Raw genomic sequence first — 20399 nt, 5'->3', positions numbered from 1 at the left:
TTCTTCTACTGGCGGCCCGCAGGGGCCGGGGTGGCGTCAGCCGGCCGGTGCGAACGGGCGGATCTCGGACGCGGCGGCCGCCGCGTGCCAGACGGCCCTGATCGAGTCGGCCAGGTCGTGTCGCGGCGCCCAGTCCAACGTGGAGCGGGCACGGCGGATGTCGGCGCGGATCCAGTCGACCGCCGCCGACCGGGTTGGCGGGGTGCGGTCCTCGGTGAGACGTACCGTCGCGCCCGCCGTCTCGACCAGCAGCCGCACCGCGTCGCGGACCCCGACGGCACGGCCGCTGCCGACGTTGACGAGCCGGACCGGGAGGGCGGGGGCGTGCACGGCGGCGCGCACCGCCGCCGCCACGTCGCGGACGTCGACGAAGTCGCGGCGGGCGTCCAGTGGACCGGTGCGCAGCTCGGCGCCGGGTGTGGGCCGGCTGAGCAGCGCGGCGACCCGCCCGAGCAGCGTCGTCGCCGGGAGCCCCGGACCGATCGGGTTGAAGACCCGCAGCACCACGGCGTCGACCCGGCCTGCGCGGGCCGCCAGCTCGGTCAGCCGGGTGGCCGCGGCCTGGCTGACGCCGTAGTCGCTGACCGGTTCCGCCGGGTCGTCCTCGCTCACCGAGGACCCGAACGGCGTCGGACCGTACTCGGCCGCCGAGCCGAGGCGCACCAGGCGGGCCGTCGGCGCCGCGACCGCGACCGCCTCCACCAGGCGCGCGGCGACGACCGTGTTCGCCAGGACGAGGTCGGCCGCGGTGCCGCTGACGGCGCCCGCGCAGGTGACCACCGCGTCGGGGCGTACGGAGCTGAGCAGCGCCCGCAGCTCCTCGGTGTCGCAGCGGGTGAGGTCGCACTCGGCGCGCGTGGGGCAGACCAGGTCGCCGTCGACCTCCAGGGCCCGCCGGACGTGTGTCCCGAGGAAGCCCGAGGCGCCGAGGACGAGGATCCTCCTCATACCGCGGAGGGTGCCCGCGCGGGCAGCAGCATCGGCTCCACCTCGGCGAAGCAGCGGTTGGCCTCGTCGTAGTCCTCGGGGCGGCCGATGTCGAGCCAGTAGCCGTCGAACGCGTAGCCGGCCGGCGGCTCACCCCGGCGCAGCAGGTCCAGCACCAGTTCGTCGAACCCGAAGGGCATGCCGGCCGGGTAGCCGGCGATGGTGCTGCGGGAGAGCCCGTAGACGCCCATGCTGACCCGGTAGTCCAGGACCGGCTTCTCCGAGAAGGAGGAGATCTTGTCACCCTCCAGCTCGAGCACACCGAAATCGATCTTCACCGTCCGGCGGTAGGTGGCGACGGTCAGCGGCGCCCCGGAGAGTCGGTGCGTGGCGAGCAGGTCGGCGTAGTCGAGATCGGTGAGGACGTCGCCGTTCATGACGAGGAAGTGCTCGGGAAGTTCGTCGCGCAGGTTGAACAGCGGGCCGATGGTGGACAGTGGCACTAGCTCCTCGGCGTACCGCACAACGAGCCCGAAGCGCGAGCCGTCGCCGACGAACGCCCGGATCAGCGAACCGAGGTGATTGATGGCCAGCGTGACATGGGTGAAGCCGCGTGCCGCCAACTGCCGGAGGATGATCTCCAGGATGGCGTAGTTCTCGCCGATCGGCACCAGCGGCTTCGGCAGGGTCGACGTGTAGGGGCGCAGTCGTACGCCCGCACCGCCGGCCATGATCACGACATGCATCGCCCCTCCGCTCGTCGCGCGACGCCTTTCATTGCCTGGTCAACGAGCAGGGCAGACGCAAGGTACGCATAACGCCCGTTCTTGTCACCCCGGCTGGGGACGGCCGACAAGCCGATCGGTCCCGCGGAGCACCGCCGCACCTGTGCGTTCCGGCCACCCGGCAGGCCCGGCGTGTGGTGAGCTGTAGCCATGGAACGGATCCGGCTCGGGCTGGTGCTGCACCCGACCCGGGACGTGACCGAGGTGGTGGAGATCATCGAACGCTGGGCGGACCGGCAGGGGATGACCCTCGCGGTCCGCGCCGAGGACAGCCACCGGGTGCCGGCGAGCGTCGAGCCACTGCCCGTCGACCAGGTGCCGGTGGTGTGCGACGCGCTGATCAGCATCGGCGGGGACGGCACGATGCTCGGTGCGCTGCGCTCGGCCGTACACGACCCGAAGCCGGTGCTCGGCGTGCACCTGGGCCGGCTGGGGTTCCTGGTGGAGGTCGAGCCGCCGGAGCTGCCGGCGGCGCTGGACCGGTTGGCCGCTCGGGACTTCACGGTGGAGCGGCACAGCTGCCTCGTCTGCGACGTGTGCGGCGACGACGTCGTGGCCTTCAACGACATCGCGCTGGTGCGGCAGCCCGGCGCCGGCTTCGTGTCCGCCACCCTCGCCGTGGACGGTCAGCGGTACGGCTTCTACCGCTGCGACGCGCTGGTGGTGAGCACCCCGAGCGGCTCGACCGCCTACAGCTACGCCGCCGGCGGCCCCCTGGTCTCGCCCGCCAGTGATGCCGTGGTGGTGACCCCGTCGGCGCCGATGGCGGGCATCTCGAGGGCGGTGGTGCTCTCCCCCGAGGAGGCCATCCAGTTGGAGCTGACGCCGGGCTCCGCCCCGGTCGCGGTCGAGATGGACGGCCGGATCTTCCGGGAGGCCGCCACCTCCGGCGCGTTGCAGGTGCGCTACCGCCGCGACGCCGGCCTGGTGGTACGCCTCGACCCGCGCCGCTACCAGGAGCGCAACCAGCTCAAGCTCAGCCTGCTGGACCTGCCGCTACTGCCCGAGCAGTTGCGCGAACTGCTCCCCGAGAACCTGCGCGAGCAGCTCAACCGTCGCCAGCTCCCGCCGCCCCGCTGATTGGTGGTGGTCAGGACTTGGCCAGGACGTCGGACACCAGGTCCTTCGCCTCCTGCTGGATCCGGGCCAGGTGCTCCGGGCCCTGGAAGGACTCGGCGTAGATCTTGTAGACGTCCTCGGTGCCCGACGGCCGGGCGGCGAACCAGCCGGACTCCGTGGTCACCTTCAGGCCGCCGATCGGCGCGTCGTTGCCCGGCGCGGTGGTGAGGGTCGCGGTGATCGGCTCGCCGGCCAGTTCGGTGGCGGTCACCTGCTCCGGTGAGAGCCTGCCGAGCACGGCCTTCTCCTCCCGGGTCGCGGGCGCGTCGATGCGGGCGTACGCGGGCGCGCCGAAGCGCTCGGCCAGCTCCGTCCAGTGCTGGCTGGGGGTGCGTCCCGTGGTCGCGATGATCTCGGCGGCGAGCAGGCAGAGCAGGAGGCCGTCCTTGTCGGTGGTCCACGTGCCGCCGTCGCGGCGCAGGAAGGACGCCCCCGCGCTCTCCTCGCCGCCGAAGCCCACCGCGCCGTCGAGCAGCCCCGGCACGAACCACTTGAAGCCGACCGGCACCTCCAGCAGCGGGCGGCCCAGGTCGGCGGCGACCCGGTCGATCATCGAGGAGGAGACGAGCGTCTTGCCGACCGCTGCGGCCGGGCCCCACCCCGTCCGCGTGCGGAACAGGTGGGCGATCGCCACCGCGAGGTAGTGGTTGGGGTTCATCAGGCCGCCGTCGGGGGTGACGATGCCGTGCCGGTCGGCGTCGGCGTCGTTGCCGGTGGAGACCTGGTAGTCGGCGCGGGCGGCGATCAGCGAGGCCATCGCGTTCGGCGAGGAGCAGTCCATCCGGATCTTGCCGTCGCCGTCCAGCGTCATGAACCGCCAGGTCGGGTCGACCGTCGGGTTGACCACGGTCAGGTCCAGGCGGTGCCGCTCGGCGATCTCGCCCCAGTAGGCCACGCTCGCGCCACCGAGCGGGTCAGCGCCGATGCGCACCCCGGCGTCGCGGATCGCGTCGACGTCGATCGCCGCCGGCAGGTCGTCGACGTAGCGGGCGAGGAAGTCGTACGACCCGGTGGTGTCGGCGGCGCGGGCCCGGGCGTACGGGATCCGCCGGACCTCCTTCAGGCCGTCGGCGAGGATCGCGTTGGCGCGGTCCTGGATCCACCTCGTGACGTCGGAGTCCGCCGGGCCGCCGTGGGTGGGGTTGTACTTGAAGCCGCCGTCGTCGGGCGGGTTGTGCGACGGGGTGATGACGATGCCGTCGGCGAGCCCGCTGGTGCGTCCCCGGTTGTGGGTGAGGATGGCGTGCGACACCGCCGGGGTGGGCGTGTAGCCGTCGCGGCTGTCCAGCAGCACGGTCACCTCGTTGGCGGCGAGCACCTCGAGCGCGTCCACGGCGGCCGGGGCCGAGAGCGCGTGGGTGTCGCGGCCGAGGAAGAGCGGCCCGTCCAGGCCCCGCTCCCGCCGGTAGTCGCAGAGCGCCTGGGTGACCGCGAGGATGTGGTCGGAGTTGAACGCGTTGCGCAGGCTCGACCCGCGGTGCCCGGACGTGCCGAAGGAGACCTGCTGCGCCGGGTCCTGCGGGTCGGGGTGCTCGGCGTAGTAGGCGGTCACCAGCCGCGGCACGTCGACCAGGTCGGCGGGCTGGGCGGGCTTGCCGGCCCGGGGATGACTGCTCACGGTTCCACCTTCTGTCCCTTGCCGATGACCACGATGCCGTTGTCGGAGACGGTGTAGCGCTGCCGGTCCTTCTCCAGGTCGACGCCGATCTCCGCGCCCTCGGGCACGACCACGTTCTTGTCGAGGATCGCCCGGCGGACGACCGCGTGCCGGCCGATGTCGACCCCCTCCATGAGCACCGCGCCGTCCACGTGCGCCCAAGAGTGCACCTTCACCTTGGGCGAGACGACCGAGTTCTCCACCAGGGAGCCGGAGATCACCGCGCCGGGCGAGACCATCGAGGCGACCGCCCGGCCGACCCGCTCGCCCCACTGGTGCACGAACTTGGCGGGCGGGTAGGTGAGCTGCCCGGTGTAGATGGGCCACTCGAAGTTGTAGAGGTTGAACACGGGGTGCACGTTGATCAGGTCCATGTGGGCGTCGTAGAAGGAGTCGAGCGTCCCCACGTCGCGCCAGTAGCCGCGGTCCCGGTCGGTGCTGCCCGGCACCTCGTTGTCGCGGAAGTCGTAGACGTTGGCCTCGCCGCGCTCCACGAGCATCGGGATGATGCTGCCGCCCATGTCGTGCTTGCTGGTCTTGTCCTCCGCGTCGCGCTCGACCGCCTCGCACAGCGCCTTCGTGCTGAACACGTAGTTGCCCATCGACGCGTAGATCTGGTCGGGCGCGTCGGGCAGGCCGGCCGCGTCCGTCGGCTTCTCGCGGAACGCCCGGATCCGCCGGCCGTCCTCGCCGACCTCGATCACGCCGAACTGGTCGGCCATCGACAGCGGCTGCCGGATGCCGGCCACGGTGACGCCGGCACCGGAGGCGATGTGGTCCTCCACCATCTGGCGCGGGTCCATCCGGTAGATGTGGTCGGCGCCGAAGACGATCACGTGGTCCGGCTGCTCGTCGTGGATCAGGTTGAAGCTCTGGTAGATGGCGTCGGCGGAGCCGGCGAACCACCACGGGCCGCGCCGCTGCTGCGCCGGCACGGGCGTGACGTAGTTGCCGAGCAGGGTCGACATCCGCCACGTCTTGGTGATGTGCCGGTCCAGCGAGTGGGACTTGTACTGGGTCAGCACGACGATCTTCAGATAGCCGGCGTTCGCCAGGTTGGACAGGACGAAGTCGACCATGCGGTACATCCCGCCGAACGGGACGGCCGGCTTGGCCCGGTCCGTGGTGAGCGGCATGAGGCGCTTGCCTTCTCCGCCGGCCAGGACGATCGCGAGCACCTTGGCAGCCATGTCCAGACGCTATCCATCCCCGTGGGACTTCACCACTCGTACGGGCACACTTCTGCACTAGGGTGCGGGGGATGACGGACTCCACACCACTTCGCGTCGATCTGCTGACCCGGGAGTACCCGCCGGAGGTGTACGGCGGGGCCGGCGTGCACGTGGAGTACCTGTCCCGTGAGCTGCGTGGACTCGCCGAGGTGCGGGTGCACTGCTTCGGCGCGGCGCGCACCGAGCCGGGCGTCACCGCGTACGCCGAGCCGGCGGGCCTGACCGGCGCGAACGCCGCGCTGCGGACGATGGGTGTGGACCTGGAGATGGCGGCGGCGTGCGCCGGCACCGACGTGGTGCACAGCCACACCTGGTACGCCAACTTCGCCGGGCACACGGCGAAGCTGCTGCACGGCGTGCCGCACGTGGTGACCGCGCACAGCCTGGAGCCGCTGCGGCCGTGGAAGGCCGAGCAGCTCGGCGGCGGCTACGCGCTCTCCTCCTGGTGCGAGCGCACGGCGTTCGAGGCGGCCGACGCGATCATCGCGGTCAGCGAGGGGATGCGCCGCGACGTGCTGACCGCCTACCCGGCGGTCAACCCGGACCGGGTGCGGGTGGTGCACAACGGCATCGACACGGCGCAGTACGCCCCGGACCACGGCACGGACGTCGTGGACCGGCTCGGGATCGACCCGGCCCGGCCCAGCGTCGTGTACGTGGGGCGGATCACCCGACAGAAGGGCCTGCCCTACCTGCTGCGCGCGGCGCGCGACCTGCCGGCGGACACCCAGCTGGTGCTGCTCGCCGGCGCGCCGGACACCCCGGAGATCGCCGCCGAGGTGGAGGGCCTGGTGGGCGAGCTGCGGGCGAACCGCTCCGGCGTGGTGTGGGTGGCCGAGATGCTGCCCAAGCACGAGGTGATCCAGGTGCTCACCCACGCCACCGTCTTCGTCTGCCCCTCCGTCTACGAGCCGATGGGCATCGTGAACCTGGAGGCGATGGCGTGCGAGACGGCGGTGGTGGCCACCGCCACCGGCGGCATCCCGGAGGTGGTCGCCGACGGCGAGACCGGGCTGCTGGTCGGAATCGAGCAGGCCACCGACGGCTCCGGCCGGCCGCTGGACCCGGGCCGGTTCGTCGCCGACCTCGCGGCCCGGATGAACGAGGTGCTCGCCGACCCGGGCCGCACCAAGGAACTCGGCCTCGCAGGCCGGCGCCGGGCGGTCGAGCACTTCTCCTGGGACGCCCTTGCCCGGCGGACCCTGGAGGTGTACCGGTCGGTGGGCGCCACGGGCTGAGCCGGCGAGGTCGCCGGATCCGGCCGCTGACCGTCGATGACGTGTCTTGCCGACGGCGGGCAGGATGGCGGCATGGGCTGGCGGAGAAGACGCGCGCCGCTCCGGCTGCGCAGCCGGTGGCTGCCCGGATACTGGCTGCGCCACCCCCTGCTCAGCCTCGTGGTCCTGCTGCTCGGAGCCGTGGTGTTCGTGCTGCTCGGGATCGACTCGGCACACCGCGCGCACCGGTTGGACGCGTACGGCGTGCGCGCCGCGGCGACGGTGCTGGAGGTGCACGACCTTCAGCGGGACTCGTACGTGGTGGCCGCCTTCACCACGGCCGACGGCCACCACGTCGTCACGCAGGTCAGCGACTACTACTGGCGTCCACGGCCCCGGGTGGGCGACGCGGCAACCGTGCTCTACGACCCCGCCGACCCCGCCGGGATCGTGCGCGACGTACGCATCGGCGACGACTCCGTCATGGCGTGGCTCGGCGTCGGCCTGGGTGTGGCGTTGGGTCTGGGCGGTGGTGTGTTCCTGTGGCGCACCTGGTCGATGTGGCGCGAGAACGCCGAAGACTGGCGGTCCGGACGCCACTTCGCCTGACGGCCGACTCTGGACCCTGGATGAGCGGGGCTGGATCGAGGTGCACCAGGGCAAGGGCTCGTTCGTGACGCCCGAGCCGCCCGCCTGAACCCCGATCTTCCACCGGCTGGGCATGGCGTTCCGAATCTCGGGACAGCAGTAGATCTTGGCAGGAACGGCCCTTCAAGGGGCCACTTCGTACCAAGACCTACGCCGCCACTACCCACGCCCGCCACCGGCCGCCAGGGCGATGGGGTGCTTGGCCGCGCGCGAAAGGATCTCGCGCAGTAGGTTGAACCGGTGACTGGACGGTTCCCGATCGAAGACGTCTCCCCCGTCGTCTCCTGCGGTCGCTACCCGGCCAAGGCGGTGGTCGACGAGCCGGTGCCGGTGTCGGCCCGCGCCTACCGCGAGGGGCACGACGCGCTCGGCTGCAACGTGGTCTGGCGCGGCCCCGACGGGCGGGCGCGGCCGTTCACCCGGATGCGTCCCGGCGAGCCGGGGCAGGACCGCTGGCACGCCGTGATCCGCCCCGACGCGGTCGGCGAGTGGACCTTCACGGTGGAGGCGTTCCAGGACCCGTACCTGACCTGGCAGAACGCGGTCACCAAGAAGATCGCCGCCGGGCAGGGGCCACAGGAGCTGGCCAACGACCTCGCCGAGGGCGTACGGGTGCTGACCGCCGCCGTCGAGCTGGTGCCGGCCGGCGACGCGAAGCGGGTCCGCGCGGCGGTGGCGGCGCTGGGTGACGCCGGGAAGGAGCTGCCCCGGCGGGTGGCCCCGGCGCTGGAGCTGGCCACCCTGCTCTGGGAGCACCCCGTCCGCGAGCTGGTCACCGCCGGCGAGGAGCACCGGCTCTGGGTGGACCGGCGGCGGGCGCTCTTCTCGGCCTGGTACGAGTTCTTCCCCCGCTCCGAGGGGGCCGTCCCGGCGACCGTCGACGCCCCGGCGCGCTCCGGCACGTTCACCACCGCCGTCGAGCGCCTGCCGGGCGTCGCCGCGATGGGCTTCGACGTGCTCTACCTGCCGCCGATCCACCCGATCGGCCGGGTCAACCGCAAGGGCCGCAACAACGCGCTCACCGCCGGGCCGGACGACGTCGGCTCGCCGTGGGCGATCGGCGCCGCCGAGGGCGGCCACGACGCCATCCACCCCGATCTGGGTACGCCGGAGGACTTCCGGGACTTCGTGGCTGCCGCCGCCGAGCAGGGCCTCGAGGTGGCGATGGACCTGGCGTTGCAGTGCGCGCCGGACCACCCGTGGGTGACCGAGCATCCGGAGTGGTTCACCACCCGGGCCGACGGCAGCATCGCGTACGCGGAGAACCCGCCGAAGAAGTACCAGGACATCTACCCGCTGAACTTCGACAACGATCCGGAGGGAATCCGGGCGGAGGTCCTGCGGGTGGTGCTGCACTGGGTCGGCGAGGGCATCCGGATCTTCCGGGTCGACAACCCGCACACCAAGCCGTTCGACTTCTGGCACTGGCTGATCGCCGAGGTGAAGAAGGTCGACCCGGGCGTGCTCTTCCTCGCCGAGGCGTTCACCCGGCCGGCGATCATGCACGGGCTGGGCCAGATCGGCTTCACCCAGTCGTACACCTACTTCACCTGGCGCACGTCGGCGGCGGAGATGCGGGCGTACTGCGAGGAGCTGGTCGAGGCGGCCGACTACATGCGGCCCAACTTCTGGCCCAACACGCCGGACATCCTGCACGAGTCGTTGCAGCACGGCGGCCCGCCGATGTTCAAGATCCGGGCGGTGCTGGCCGCGCTGCTCTCCCCCTCCTGGGGCATGTACGCCGGCTACGAGCTGTTCGAGCACACCGCCCGCCCCGGCGCGGAGGAGTACCTCGACAACGAGAAGTACGAGCTGCGCCCCCGCGACTGGGCCGGCGCGCAGGCCCAGGGCCGCTCGCTGGCCCCGTTCATCGCCGTGCTGAACCGGGTGCGCCGGGAGAACCCGGCCCTGCACCAGCTGCGCAACCTGGTCTTCCACGAGATCGACAACCCGGCGCTGCTCTGCTGGTCGAAGCACGACCCGGGCACGGGCAACACGGTCCTCGTCGTCTGCTCGTTCGACCCGCAGGCCGTGCAGTGGGGCAACACCACGCTGGACATGCCCGCGCTCGGGCTGGACTGGCACGACCGGTTCACGGTGCGCGACGAGCTGACCGGCGCCAGCTACGACTGGGGCCAGCGCAACGCCGTACGCCTCGACCCGTACCTGCAACCGGCGCACGTGCTGACCGTGCGCCGGGCGGCCCCCGATCCCGCCGCCGGTCCGGCGGCGGCCACCGGCGCGCCGGACCTGACCGTCGAAGACGTTCCCGACGACCTCTCGGGCGGCACCGCGCCCACCGCTCCCGCCCAGAAGGACGACGCCCGATGGACAAGCTGATCGCCGGCGCAACGCACGACCCGCACGCCGTCCTCGGCGCGCACCCGGCCGACGGGCGGACCCTCGTCCGGACGCTGCGCCGGGGTGCCGCCGACGTCGTCCTCGTCGTCGACGGCGAGCGGCACCCGATGCGGCGGGTGCACGACGTCGGGGTGTTCGAGGCGACGGTGGCGGGCGAGGTGCTCGACTACCGCGTCGAGGTCGACGGCCGGCTCCACGACGACCCGTACCGCTACCCGCCCACCCTGGGCGAGCTGGACCTGCACCTCATCGGCGAGGGCCGCCACGAGCGGCTCTGGGAGGCGCTCGGCGCCCGGGTCTTCGACGAGGGCGTCGCGTTCTCCGTCTGGGCGCCGAACGCGCGCGGGGTCCGGGTGGTCGGCGACTTCGCGGGCTGGGCGCCGGACGACGGCTGGCCGATGCGCTCGCTCGGCGGCAGCGGCGTGTGGGAGCTGTTCGTCCCCGGCGTCGGGGCGGGCGCCCGCTACAAGTACCGGATCCTGGGCGCCGACGGGCAGTGGCGGGACAAGGCCGACCCCCTGGCGGCGTACGCGGAGGTGCCGCCGGCCACCGCGTCGGTGGTGCACCACTCGACGTACGAGTGGGGCGACGCCGACTGGCTGGCGCGGCGGGGCCGGCGGCAGCCGCACCAGGAGCCGATGAGCGTCTACGAGGTGCACCTCGGCTCGTGGCGTCCCGGGCTGGGCTACCGGGAGCTGGCGGAGCAGCTGACCGCGTACGTCACCGAGCTGGGCTTCACGCACGTGGAGTTCATGCCCGTGATGGAGCACCCGTTCGGCGGCTCCTGGGGCTACCAGGTCACCGGCTACTACGCGCCCACGTCCCGCTTCGGCGACCCCGACGAGTTCCGGCACCTCGTGGACGCCCTGCACGCCGCCGGGATCGGCGTGATCCTGGACTGGGTGCCCGCGCACTTCCCCAAGGACGAGTGGGCGCTGGCCCGCTTCGACGGCACCGCCCTCTACGAGCACCCCGACCCGCGCCGGGGCGAGCACCCCGACTGGGGCACGTACGTCTTCGACTTCGGCCGCCCGGAGGTGCGCAACTTCCTGGTCGCCAACGCGCTCTACTGGTGCGAGCAGTTCCACGTCGACGGGCTGCGGGTGGACGCGGTGGCCTCGATGCTCTACCTGGACTACTCCCGGCAGGAGGGGCAGTGGCTGCCCAACCGCTACGGCGGCCGGGAGAACCTGGAGGCCATCGCGCTCATGCAGGAGGTGAACGCGACGGTCTACAAGCACCACGCCGGGGTGGTGCTGATCGCCGAGGAGTCCACCGCCTGGCCGGGCGTCACCCGCGCCACGGCCGACGGCGGGCTCGGTTTCGGTTTCAAGTGGAACATGGGCTGGATGCACGACACCCTGCTCTACACCTCCAAGGACCCGGTCTACCGGCAGCACCACCACCATCAGCTCACGTTCTCCCTGGCGTACGCCTGGAGCGAGAACTACGTGCTGCCGATCAGCCACGACGAGGTGGTGCACGGCAAGGGCTCCCTCGCGGGCAAGATGCCCGGCGACACCTGGCAGCGGTTGGCCAACGTACGCGCCCTGCTGGCGTACATGTGGGCGCACCCGGGCAAGCAACTGCTCTTCATGGGCTGCGAGCTGGCCGACGACCGGGAGTGGAGCGAGGAGCGGGGCCTCGACTGGTACCTGCTGCACGACCCGGCCCGCGCCGGCGTACAACGCCTCGTCGCCGACCTGAACCGCGTCTACCGGGACACCCCGGCGCTGTGGGCGCAGGACACCGAGCCGGCCGGCTTCCGCTGGATCGCCGGCGACGACGTCGCCAACAACACCGTCTCGTTCGTCCGGATCGCCCCCGACGGCGCGACCCTGGTCTGCGTGGCGAACTTCTCCGCCCGACCGCTCGAGGACTACCGGGTGGGGTTGCCGGCCGGCGGCACCTGGGCGGAGGTGCTCAACACCGACGCCCACCACTACGGCGGCTCGGGGGTGGGCAACCTGGGCGCGGTGCGGGCCGAGGACGTGCCGTGGCACGGGCTGCCCGCCTCGGCGGCGCTGCGGGTGCCGCCCCTCGGCGTCCTCTGGCTGCGCCGCGACTGAACGGGCGGCAGCCCGCACGCGCCCACCACCGGTCACCGGCCCCGACCCGCGCCGTTCGACCCCACGGAAGATCTTGGTAGGAACCGGCCCCTCGAGGGGTCAGTTCCTACCAAGATCTCCGGTCATCCCAAGAAGCCGAGCGGACCGGCACGGCTTCGACCGTACGACAGATTCTCCGTCGGCTCGGCTCAGAGTCGGGTGATCCGGACCGCGTCGGCGACGACGTACCCCTGGGTGCTGCTCCAGCGGCTGACCCCGACGACCTGGCGCGTCCCCGCGGCGAGGTCGTAGGTGCCCAGCACCCGCCACTGACCGCCGCCGGTGCGCTGGTCGACCCTGGCCGTCACGGTCCCGCTCGCCGTCGTCACCAGGTACGGCGTGGCGCTGTTGTAGCCGGGGTCGGCCGGATACCAGACCTCGACCCGGTAGCTGCCCGTGGCGGGCAGCGTCGCGCTGAACCAGGCCGGGTCGCTGACCGCCTCCGGGCTGGCGAAGCGGTAGTTGGCGCCGTAGCGCGCCGGAAGGTACGACGACGTGCCCCAGGTGGCGGCTGCGGTGAAGCCGCCGGCGGTGGCGTTGTCCACGATCACGCTGAACGTGCCTCCGGTGCCGGTGACGACCCGCGCGTTGCTGGCGGCGCTCTCGTGGTGCAGCCGGTCCAGGGCCGTCACCAGATAGCGGTACGTCGAGCCGGCCGCCGCGCTGGCGTCGGTGAACGTCCCTGTGGCGCCCGAGGCGCGGACCGTGCCGAGCAGGTGACGGGCGTCGGCCAGGTCGCAGGCGTCGACCGCGCCGTCGCCGGGCAGCCGGTAGACCGCGTACGCGGCGGTGCTGCCGGTGGCGCCGCGTTGCCAGGTGAGGGTCACGCCGCCGGTGCCGCGTACCGCCGAGGTGAGGTTGGGTGCGGCGGGCGCGACGCCGCCCACCCCGGCCGGTGCCAGCGCGGGCCGGCGGTAGTGGTCGGTCGCCACCCGGGAGACGGCGCCGATCCGGTCGGCGCGGACGTCCTTGGCGCTGAAGTGGATGTCGCCGACGATCCTCGGGTGGCTGCGGTTGAGCGTCAGGTGGTCGGTCAGCTCGGCCGGGTCCTGCCAGGCGGCGTCCTGCCCCGTTGCGCCGGCCCGGTAGGTGGCCTGCCCGACGAGCAACTGCACGTCGGTGCCGGTCACCGTCTCGGACCACCAGCGCACCAGCTCCGCGTAGTCGGCCGCCGGGTGGCCGATGTGCCAGTAGATCTGCGGGGCGATGTAGTCGACCCAACCCTGCCGCACCCAGCGCCGGGTGTCGGCGTAGATCGCGTCGTACGACTGGAGCCCGGTGGTACGCGAGCCGAGCGGATCGGTGCCGGCGTTGCGCCAGATGCCGAACGGGCTGACGCCCAGCTTCACCCACGGCTTGGCCGCCCGGATCCTGTCGCGCATCTCCCGCACCAGCAGGTTGACGTTGTTGCGCCGCCAGTCGCCGATGCTGCTGAAGCCTGAGCCGTACTGGGCGTAGGTGGCCTGGTCGGGGAAGGCCACCCCGCTGACCGGGTACGGGTAGAAGTAGTCGTCCCAGTGCACCGCGTCGATGTCGTAGCGCTTGACGGCGTCCATCATCGCGTCCTGCACGAAGGCGCGGACGGCCGGGATGCCGGGGTTGTAGTAGATGTGTCCGCCGTAGGTGACGGTCCAGCCCGGGTTCTTGCGGGCCGGGTGGCTGGCCGCCAGCTTGCTGAGGTCGGTGTGGTTCGCCACCCGGTACGGGTTGAACCAGGCGTGGAACTCCAGGTTGCGGGCGTGCGCCTCGGCGACCATGAAGGCCAGCGGGTCGTAGCCGGGGTTGGTGCCCTGGGTGCCGGTGAGCCACTGCGACCACGGCTCGTACGTCGACGGCCAGAACGCGTCGGCGGCGGGCCGGATCTGCACGACGACGGCGTTCATCCGCCGCTGCTGGGCCAGGTCGAGCCAGCCCCGGTACTCCGCCTGCTGGGCGGCCGGGGTGAGCCCGGTGCGGCTGGGCCAGTCGATGTTGGCCACGCTGGCGATCCACATGCCGCGCAGCTGCCGCTTCGGGGTGGCCGGGTCGGTCACGCAGGCCGCCTGGGCGGCGACCGGCACGGCGTCCGTCGCGGCGACCGGGACTGCGGGCCGGGAGGCGGGGGCGCCCGTGGGGACGGCCACGCCGAGCGCCAGCGCCGCAACGAGGGCAAGCCCGGACAGGTATCGACCATAATCTCTACGCACGAAAAGATGTTCAATGTTGCCGGCTTGTTGCGCAAGTATCCTTCACAACTTTTCGTCCGGCGAGCTCCACCACTGGCTGGAACGAGAGACTCCGACCCGCACACCGCTCACGGTGCGTCACCCCGAGCTGGACGGCCCCAGTTATCACTCTGCGTAATTAGTTTCCGCCCTGCGAGAAGCTCGGAATTCGACACTCCACGTCAAGGAACGGCACGACCAGGCAATTCACGGCACCCCGGCCGGAACGCCCCCATGCCCCCGCGCTGCGCTTTGCTCTGCAGCCATATCAGCACCACGCACGCTGCGTTAGTGGTGCCTATTTGGCTGCAGAGCAAAGCGACGGAGCAGGCACGGCCCGAAGCAGGAGTCAACCACTCCGCGTAACGCGAGCATCTGTTGCGGCTCCACTGCACGCGCACCCGAGGGGCGCCCCGTGCAGGTCGAACCAGCGTCCCCCGAGGGCATGCCGTGGAGGTGAGAGCGTGACGGGGCCGTGGGGTGCGGGTCAGACCAGGCCGACGTCGCGTAGGAGCTTCCAGAGGCCGGCGCCGTCGGGCGCGGAGAGCCACTTCTGCCCCACCGGCCCCGCCGACGACTCACCGCCCGGGGTGGGCAGGCTACCGGCCAGCACCGCCTGCGTGGGCGAGAGCCGACGGATCGCCACCCCGGCCACGTTCTCCGGGTGGGCTGCGGCGAACTCGCGGTAGATCTCCGGGTCGTGCTGCCCGTCGTCGCCGACCAGCAGCCACTTGACGTCGGGGAACTCGCGGGCCAGCCGGGCCAGGGTGACCCGCTTGTGCTCCCGCCCGCTGCGGAACCAGCGGTCGGCGGTCGGCCCCCAGTCGGTCAGCAGCAGCGGCCCGGCCGGGTAGAGGTGCCGGGACAGGAACCGGGTCAGCGTCGGCGCCACGTTCCAGGCGCCCGTGGAGAGGTAGAAGACCGGCGCGCCGGGGTGCGCGGTGACCAGCCGCTCGTAGAGCACCGCCATGCCGGGCACCGCGTTGCGGGCGTGCTCGTCGAGCACGAACGTGTTCCATGCGGCGAGCAGCGGTCGGGGCAGCGCGGTGACCATGACCGTGTCGTCGATGTCGGAGAGGATGCCGAAGCGCACCTCCGGGTCGAGGATGCGCACCGGCGCCTCCACCGGCTCGGCGTCCGGCAGGCTGATCCGCACCGAGCCCCAGCCGGGCGGCAGGTCCGCCTCGACCACCGCGTCGACGAAGCCGCTGCGGTCGGCGCGCGCCTCGTGCCGTTCTCCCCCGGCCTCGATGGTGACCGTGACGTGCTTGGCCGGCAGCGTGGTGAAGCTGCGCCAACCGCGTACCTTCTCCAGCCGGCCGCGCTGGCGGGTGTCCGGCCGGCCCAGCAGCACCCGGCACATCACCCGCACCCAGCCGGGCGCGCCGTAGCCGGTGTACGCGATGACGTTCGTGCGCCAGCCGGTGCGCCGCAGCCGGCGCTCGACCAGTGAGTGCACGGCGTCCTCGATCCGCGCGGCCCGGTGCAGGTTCGGTACGGCCAACTGGCCGGCGGGAGTGGGTGGCACGTCAGCAACCCTGCCACAACCCGGCCACCTCGGCCACGCGAGGCGATCTTCCCCGGCCACCGCGGACCTCGACGCCACCCCCGCCACAGTCCAGCAGCCGGCGGCCCTGAAGGTCGACGCCGCACCCGCGCGGATCGTCCGCGCTGCGCCGATCCGCCCCGCCCGGCCCCGGCGGCGTGAAACACTCCGGTCGGGACGACGACGGGGGCGTTGGTCGTGTCGCAACCAGTGCGCAAGCGTGGGCGGTGGCGCCCGCAGCTCGACCGGCCGGCGCTCGTCGCGCTCCTGTTCGGGCTGGCCGGGGTCGGCTACCGGCTGGTGCTGACCCTGTACACGGTGCCCGTCTCCAACAGCGACGAGGCGACGTTCGGGTTGGCCGCGCTGCACATCGCGCAGGGCCGTGAGCTGCCGGTCTTCCTCTACGGGCAGCGCTACATGGGAATGCTGGAGTCCTACCTGGCGGCGCCGCTGATCGCGGTGGCCGGGCCGAGCTGGCCGCTGCTGCGCCTGCCGCTGCTCGTGCTCTACGCCCTCTTCCTGTGGCTGATCCACCGGCTGACAAGGCGGATCTGCTCGCCCTGGTTCGCCGCCGGGATCGTCGGCCTGCTGGCGCTCGGCGGGGAACGGGTGGTGCGCGACCAACTGACCGTGGTCGGCGGCCGTCCCGAGGTCAAGGTCGCGGTGCTGCTGATGCTGCTGATCGCGGTGGGGCTCGCCCGGGGCACGGTGCGGCACCGCCGGCTGGCCGTCGGGCTCTTCGGCCTGCTCGCCGGGGTGGCCGCCTGGTCGGACTGGCTGATCCTGCCGTATCTGGGGGTGGCCGCGCTGGCGCTGCTCTGGGTGGCCCGCCGGGAGCTGCTCGGCCTGGCCGGGGTGCTGCTGCTGGCCGGGTTCGCCGTCGGAATCGCGCCGATGATCCGGGACAACCTCCTCGCCCCGCCGGGCGAGGACTCGCTGTCGGTGTTCCGCGAGATCAGCACCAAGGCCGGGCCGTCGCCGCCGTGGTCGCGGCGGCTCGACGGCGGGCTGCTGGAGGGGGTACCGCTCGCCGCCGGCCTCTGCCCGGTGGACGGCTGCGCCCGCTGGCAGGGGTGGTTCGGGCTGATCTATCCCGTACTGCTGGTGGTCGCCGCCGCGCTCGCCGTCGTCGCGTACCGCCGGGCCGCGGGCGCCCCCCGCGGCGAGCGGGTCGGCCCGGTGGTGCACCTCGCGCTGGTCGTCGGCGCGGTGCTGACCCTGCTGTCGTACGTGCGCAGCCCGCTCGCCGCCACCAGCCCCCTGGACAACGCCCGCTACCTGTCGGTGCTCCAGCTCTCCCTGCCGGCGGTGCTCTGGCCGCTCTGGCTGGCGGCGGTCGCCTGCTGGCGGGGCACCGTCGGGGCGCTCGGCCGGCTGGCGGGGGCGCTCGCCACCGCTGTGCTCGCCGCGCTGACCGCGACGACGCTGGTGGTCACCGTGCTGTTCGCCGTCACCGGCGCCGGGGCGTCCCGGATCGAGGAGCGGCAGGCACGCGAGCTGGCCGACCGGCTGCGCGCGGACGGCCCCCGCGAGGTGTACGGGGACTACTGGACCTGCAACCGGCTGATCTTCAACACCGCCGAGTCGGTGGTGTGCGGGGTGCTCGACGGCGACCTAACCCCCGGGCAGAACCGCTACCCGGCGTACTGGCGGCAGGTGGGGCGGGCCGACCGGCCCGGGTACGCGCTGGAGGCCGGATCGGCGGCGGAGCGGCGCCTGCGCGGGCTGCTGGGCGACCGGGCCGACGCCGCGCTCGTCGCCGAGGTCGGCGGGTATCGCGTGTACCACCCGCAGACGCCGGTGCGGCCGTGGCGGTAGGGCCGGCCCGTACGCTGGCCGCACCGGCGCGCGGATGCCGCGCCGAGCCGAGGAGTCCACCGATGCTCATCCTGCTGCCGCCCTCCGAGGGGAAGGCCGACGCCGGCACCGGCCGGCGGCTGGACCTCGCCCGGCTCTCCCTGCCGGAGTTGACCGGCGCGCGGGAGGAGGTGCTGACCGCCCTGGTGGCGCTCAGCGCCGACGGCGACGAGGAAGCGGCCCGGGCGGCGCTGGGGCTCAGCGAGGGCCAGCGCGGCGAGTTGCGCCGCAACGCGCGGCTGCGGGCGGCGGCCACCGCGCCTGCCGCGCGCGTCTACACGGGGGTGCTCTACGAGGCGCTCGACCTCGCCTCGCTGCCGGCGACCGCGCAGCGGGCGGCCCGCCGGTCGGTGCTGATCAGCTCGGGCCTCTGGGGGGCGGTACGCCTCACCGACCGGATCCCGCCCTACCGGTGCCCGGTCGGGGCGCGGCTGCCGGGGGTCGGCGCGCTGTCGGCGTACTGGCGGCGGGCGCTCGCACCGGCGATGGCCGCTGCGGCCGGCGACGGGCCCGTGCTCGACCTGCGCTCCGGCGCGTACGCGGCCACCTGGGCGCCGCGGGGCGAGGTGGCCGAGCGCACGGTGACCGTCCGGGTGCTGCACGAGCGGGAGGTCGACGGGGTGCCCGTCCGCTCGGTGGTGAGCCACTTCAACAAGGCGACCAAGGGCCGGCTGGTCCGCGACCTGCTGACCGTCGGCGTCCGGCCGCGTACGGTCGGCGGGCTGCTGACCGCGTTGCGCGACCTGAAGTATCCGGTGCTGGAGCAGCCGGGCGTGGCGGGTCGGCCACGCCAGGTCGACGTGGTCGTCACGGAGTTGTAGGGCAGCCGCAAGATTTCCTCAAGGCTGGGGCCGATCGGTTTCCCCCTCGGCGTCGACGGGCCACGGTATGAGGACCCCCGACGCCGACAAGGAGTGCCTGAGTTGGCTCCCGAACAGATCCTGCTCGACCGGCCGCGCCTGCCCTCGACCCCGCCGCCGCTGGACTGGTCGACCCTGGCCGACGCGTTCGAGGCCGCCTGCCTGCTGCGCTGCACGCCCCCGCCGGCCGTCGCCGGCACCCGCCGGCCGGTGCCGGAGCACCGTCCCCCGTTGGTGGAGTTCAACCGGGCGGAGGCGGCGCACCGGATGAGGCAGCTGCTCGGCCGGCTGGACGTCCCCATCGCGCACGAGGTGACCGTCGGCGGGCTGCGCCGCCGCTTCGAACTGCACCGGCTCTCCGTGGCGCCGGAGCACCGGCCGGCGTACGCCCGGACCTTGGAGACCGGCTGGCGGCAGGGCCGGCGCGAACTGCTGGGCGGGCCGGCTCCGGGCGCGTCGACCGTACGGCGGGCGTGGCGGCCCCGGCTGGCCGCGGCGGCCTGGCGGGCCGCCCTGCTCGCCGGGGGACGCCACGTCCGCCGGCACATCCTCGGCATCCGGATCACCGACCGGGAGTTGGCCGCCATCCTGGTACGCGGTGCCGCCCTGCTGGACGTGCCGGCGCTGCTGCGTCCCGGCACCGGGTGCTACCTGGTCTGCGTCGCGGACGGCCCGGACCGCGAGCGGATCCTGCACAGCACCGCCCTGGATCCCGCCCACCTGCGCGAGCGGTCATGACGGCCGGATGAGCACGCCCGGTGTCGTCCGCGAGCACCACTCCGAGGAGGGGTGGGGGGTGACCGCCGCCGACACGGTGCCCTAGCCCGACGGAGGGGGGCGGGTTGCGGCGGCGGCCCGCACGGCGCAGAGTGCAGCCCGTGAGTCGCACCCGGTCCCGCGGTGTCCGCCCGCGCCCCGTCCGTATGCCGGCACTGCTGGCGTTGCTGCTGCTGGTGACGTCGCCCGGCCTGACCGGCTGTCAGGACGCCCCCGACGCGCCGGTGCGGATCCGGATCGCGACCGGCAGCCCGACGGCGGTCTACCACGCCTTCGGGCAGTCGCTGGCCACCGTCCTCAACCGGGAGCTGCCGGGCGTGCGGGCCAGCGTGGTGGTGACCGCCGCCTCGGCGGAGAACGTCCGACTGGTCGGCTCCGGCGAGGCCGAGCTGGGTTTCACCCAGGCCGACGTGCTGCCGGCGGCACCGGCGGCGCACCCCTCGGTGGTCGCGGTCGCCCGGGTCTACGACGACCTGCTGCACCTGGTCACCACCGCCGGCGGGCCCGTCCGCACCCTGGCCGACCTGCGCGGCCGGCGGGTGTCCGTGGGCGCGCCCGGCTCCGGCACCGAGATCACCGCCATCCGGCTGCTGGAGGTGGCGCGCCTGGGCGGCGACCGGGTACGCCAGGAGCGGCTCGGCCTCGACGACTCGGTGGCGGCGCTGCGGGCCGGCACGATCGACGCGTTCTTCTTCTCCGGCGGGCTGCCGGTCCGGGCGGTGGAGCAGCTCACGGACGACAGCGCGACCCGGATCGTCGACCTGGGTGAGTGGACGGGGCCGCTGCGCGCGAGCAACCCGGAGGTCTACGTGTCCCGGGACATCCCCCGCTCGGTGTACGGGACGGATCCGGTGACCACGGTGGCCAACCCGAACTTCCTGATCGTCCGGGCCGACCTGCCGACGCCGCTGATCCGGGAGGTGACCCGGCTGCTGATGGAACGCCGCCAGGAGTTGGCCGCCGCGCACCCGGCCGCCGGCCGGATGAGCCCCCGGTCGGCCATCGCCACCGCCCCGCTGCCGCTGCATCCCGGCGCCGCCGACTGGTACCGCAACGCCAAGCCCTGACCCGCCACCCCCGACTGCCACCGCGCCACAGGGC

At 73.2% G+C, this 20399-nt stretch carries 15 protein-coding genes; 9 read left to right on the top strand and 6 right to left on the bottom strand.

What is annotated here, in order from left to right; translation table 11 throughout:
• Positions 1-36: 36 nt before the first annotated feature.
• Together ACTMS2_RS17765 and ACTMS2_RS17760 are read right to left on the bottom strand one after the other, a co-directional pair.
• Positions 37-948 carry an NAD-dependent epimerase/dehydratase family protein gene (locus tag ACTMS2_RS17765; protein WP_441176369.1) on the bottom strand — a complete coding sequence of 304 codons (912 nt, stop codon included), beginning with the start codon at positions 946-948 and terminating at the stop codon, positions 37-39.
• Positions 945-1673 (bottom strand): nucleotidyltransferase family protein, encoded by a 729-nt coding sequence (locus ACTMS2_RS17760; RefSeq protein WP_441176368.1) that lies wholly within the window; start codon positions 1671-1673, stop codon positions 945-947. Before ACTMS2_RS17760 ends, ACTMS2_RS17765 begins: the two co-directional genes overlap by 4 nt.
• 189 nt (positions 1674-1862) lie before the next feature.
• On the opposite strand from ACTMS2_RS17760, the gene ACTMS2_RS17755 reads away from it, so the two are divergent.
• Positions 1863-2792: an NAD(+)/NADH kinase gene (locus ACTMS2_RS17755; protein WP_363895739.1), complete on the top strand. Its 930-nt coding sequence runs from the start codon at positions 1863-1865 to the stop codon at positions 2790-2792.
• A gap of 10 nt (positions 2793-2802) precedes the next feature.
• On the opposite strand, the gene pgm is transcribed toward ACTMS2_RS17755, so the two are convergent.
• Entirely contained in the window at positions 2803-4449 is a 1647-nt protein-coding gene (pgm, locus tag ACTMS2_RS17750) for a phosphoglucomutase (alpha-D-glucose-1,6-bisphosphate-dependent) (protein ID WP_441176367.1), read from the bottom strand.
• Complete coding sequence (gene glgC, locus ACTMS2_RS17745; RefSeq protein ID WP_441176366.1) at positions 4446-5678, bottom strand: glucose-1-phosphate adenylyltransferase; 1233 nt, start codon at positions 5676-5678, stop codon at positions 4446-4448. The genes pgm and glgC overlap by 4 nt, the downstream gene beginning before the upstream one ends.
• A 71-nt stretch (positions 5679-5749) precedes the next feature.
• Between glgC and glgA the strand changes: the two genes are divergently transcribed.
• The 4 genes from glgA to glgB all read left to right on the top strand — a co-directional run bounded on the left by glgA (position 5750) and on the right by glgB (position 12015).
• Positions 5750-6958, top strand: a complete 1209-nt coding sequence (glgA, locus tag ACTMS2_RS17740) for a glycogen synthase (RefSeq protein WP_441176365.1) — start codon at positions 5750-5752, stop codon at positions 6956-6958.
• 72 nt (positions 6959-7030) lie between these two features.
• Complete coding sequence (locus ACTMS2_RS17735; protein WP_441176364.1) at positions 7031-7546, top strand: DUF3592 domain-containing protein; 516 nt, start codon at positions 7031-7033, stop codon at positions 7544-7546.
• Between the two features lie 279 nt (positions 7547-7825).
• Positions 7826-9925: a maltotransferase domain-containing protein gene (locus ACTMS2_RS17730; RefSeq protein ID WP_441176363.1), complete on the top strand. Its 2100-nt coding sequence runs from the start codon at positions 7826-7828 to the stop codon at positions 9923-9925.
• Positions 9913-12015, top strand: coding sequence for a 1,4-alpha-glucan branching protein GlgB (glgB, locus tag ACTMS2_RS17725; protein ID WP_441176362.1), 2103 nt, complete (start codon positions 9913-9915; stop codon positions 12013-12015). Before ACTMS2_RS17730 ends, glgB begins: the two co-directional genes overlap by 13 nt.
• Positions 12016-12203: 188 nt before the next feature.
• Here glgB and ACTMS2_RS17720 read toward each other — a convergent pair whose 3' ends face one another.
• Both ACTMS2_RS17720 and ACTMS2_RS17715 read right to left on the bottom strand, forming a co-directional pair.
• Positions 12204-14240 (bottom strand): family 10 glycosylhydrolase, encoded by a 2037-nt coding sequence (locus tag ACTMS2_RS17720; RefSeq protein ID WP_441176361.1) that lies wholly within the window; start codon positions 14238-14240, stop codon positions 12204-12206.
• 505 nt (positions 14241-14745) lie between these two features.
• Entirely contained in the window at positions 14746-15786 is a 1041-nt protein-coding gene (locus ACTMS2_RS17715; protein ID WP_441176360.1) for an App1 family protein, read from the bottom strand.
• 216 nt (positions 15787-16002) lie between these two features.
• On the opposite strand from ACTMS2_RS17715, the gene ACTMS2_RS17710 reads away from it, so the two are divergent.
• The 4 genes from ACTMS2_RS17710 (at position 16003) to ACTMS2_RS17695 (ending at position 20365) form a co-directional block, all read left to right on the top strand.
• Positions 16003-17622 carry a hypothetical protein gene (locus tag ACTMS2_RS17710; RefSeq protein ID WP_441176359.1) on the top strand — a complete coding sequence of 540 codons (1620 nt, stop codon included), beginning with the start codon at positions 16003-16005 and terminating at the stop codon, positions 17620-17622.
• A 62-nt stretch (positions 17623-17684) separates the two neighbouring features.
• The gene (gene yaaA / locus ACTMS2_RS17705) at positions 17685-18482 is read left to right on the top strand and encodes a peroxide stress protein YaaA (protein WP_441176358.1); all 798 of its coding nucleotides are present in this window, start codon (positions 17685-17687) and stop codon (positions 18480-18482) included.
• Positions 18483-18584: 102 nt separating this feature from the next.
• Positions 18585-19259 (top strand): hypothetical protein, encoded by a 675-nt coding sequence (locus ACTMS2_RS17700; protein WP_441176357.1) that lies wholly within the window; start codon positions 18585-18587, stop codon positions 19257-19259.
• 185 nt (positions 19260-19444) lie between these two features.
• Entirely contained in the window at positions 19445-20365 is a 921-nt protein-coding gene (locus ACTMS2_RS17695; RefSeq protein WP_441176491.1) for a TAXI family TRAP transporter solute-binding subunit, read from the top strand.
• Positions 20366-20399: the final 34 nt, after the last annotated feature.

It is taken from the genome of Micromonospora sp. SD12, from assembly GCF_052068495.1.
In the GTDB taxonomy this organism is placed as follows: Bacteria; Actinomycetota; Actinomycetes; order Mycobacteriales; family Micromonosporaceae; genus Micromonospora; species Micromonospora echinofusca.
Note: the sequence above shows the minus strand (reverse complement) of the source record. Positions and strands in the feature narration are given on the sequence as shown.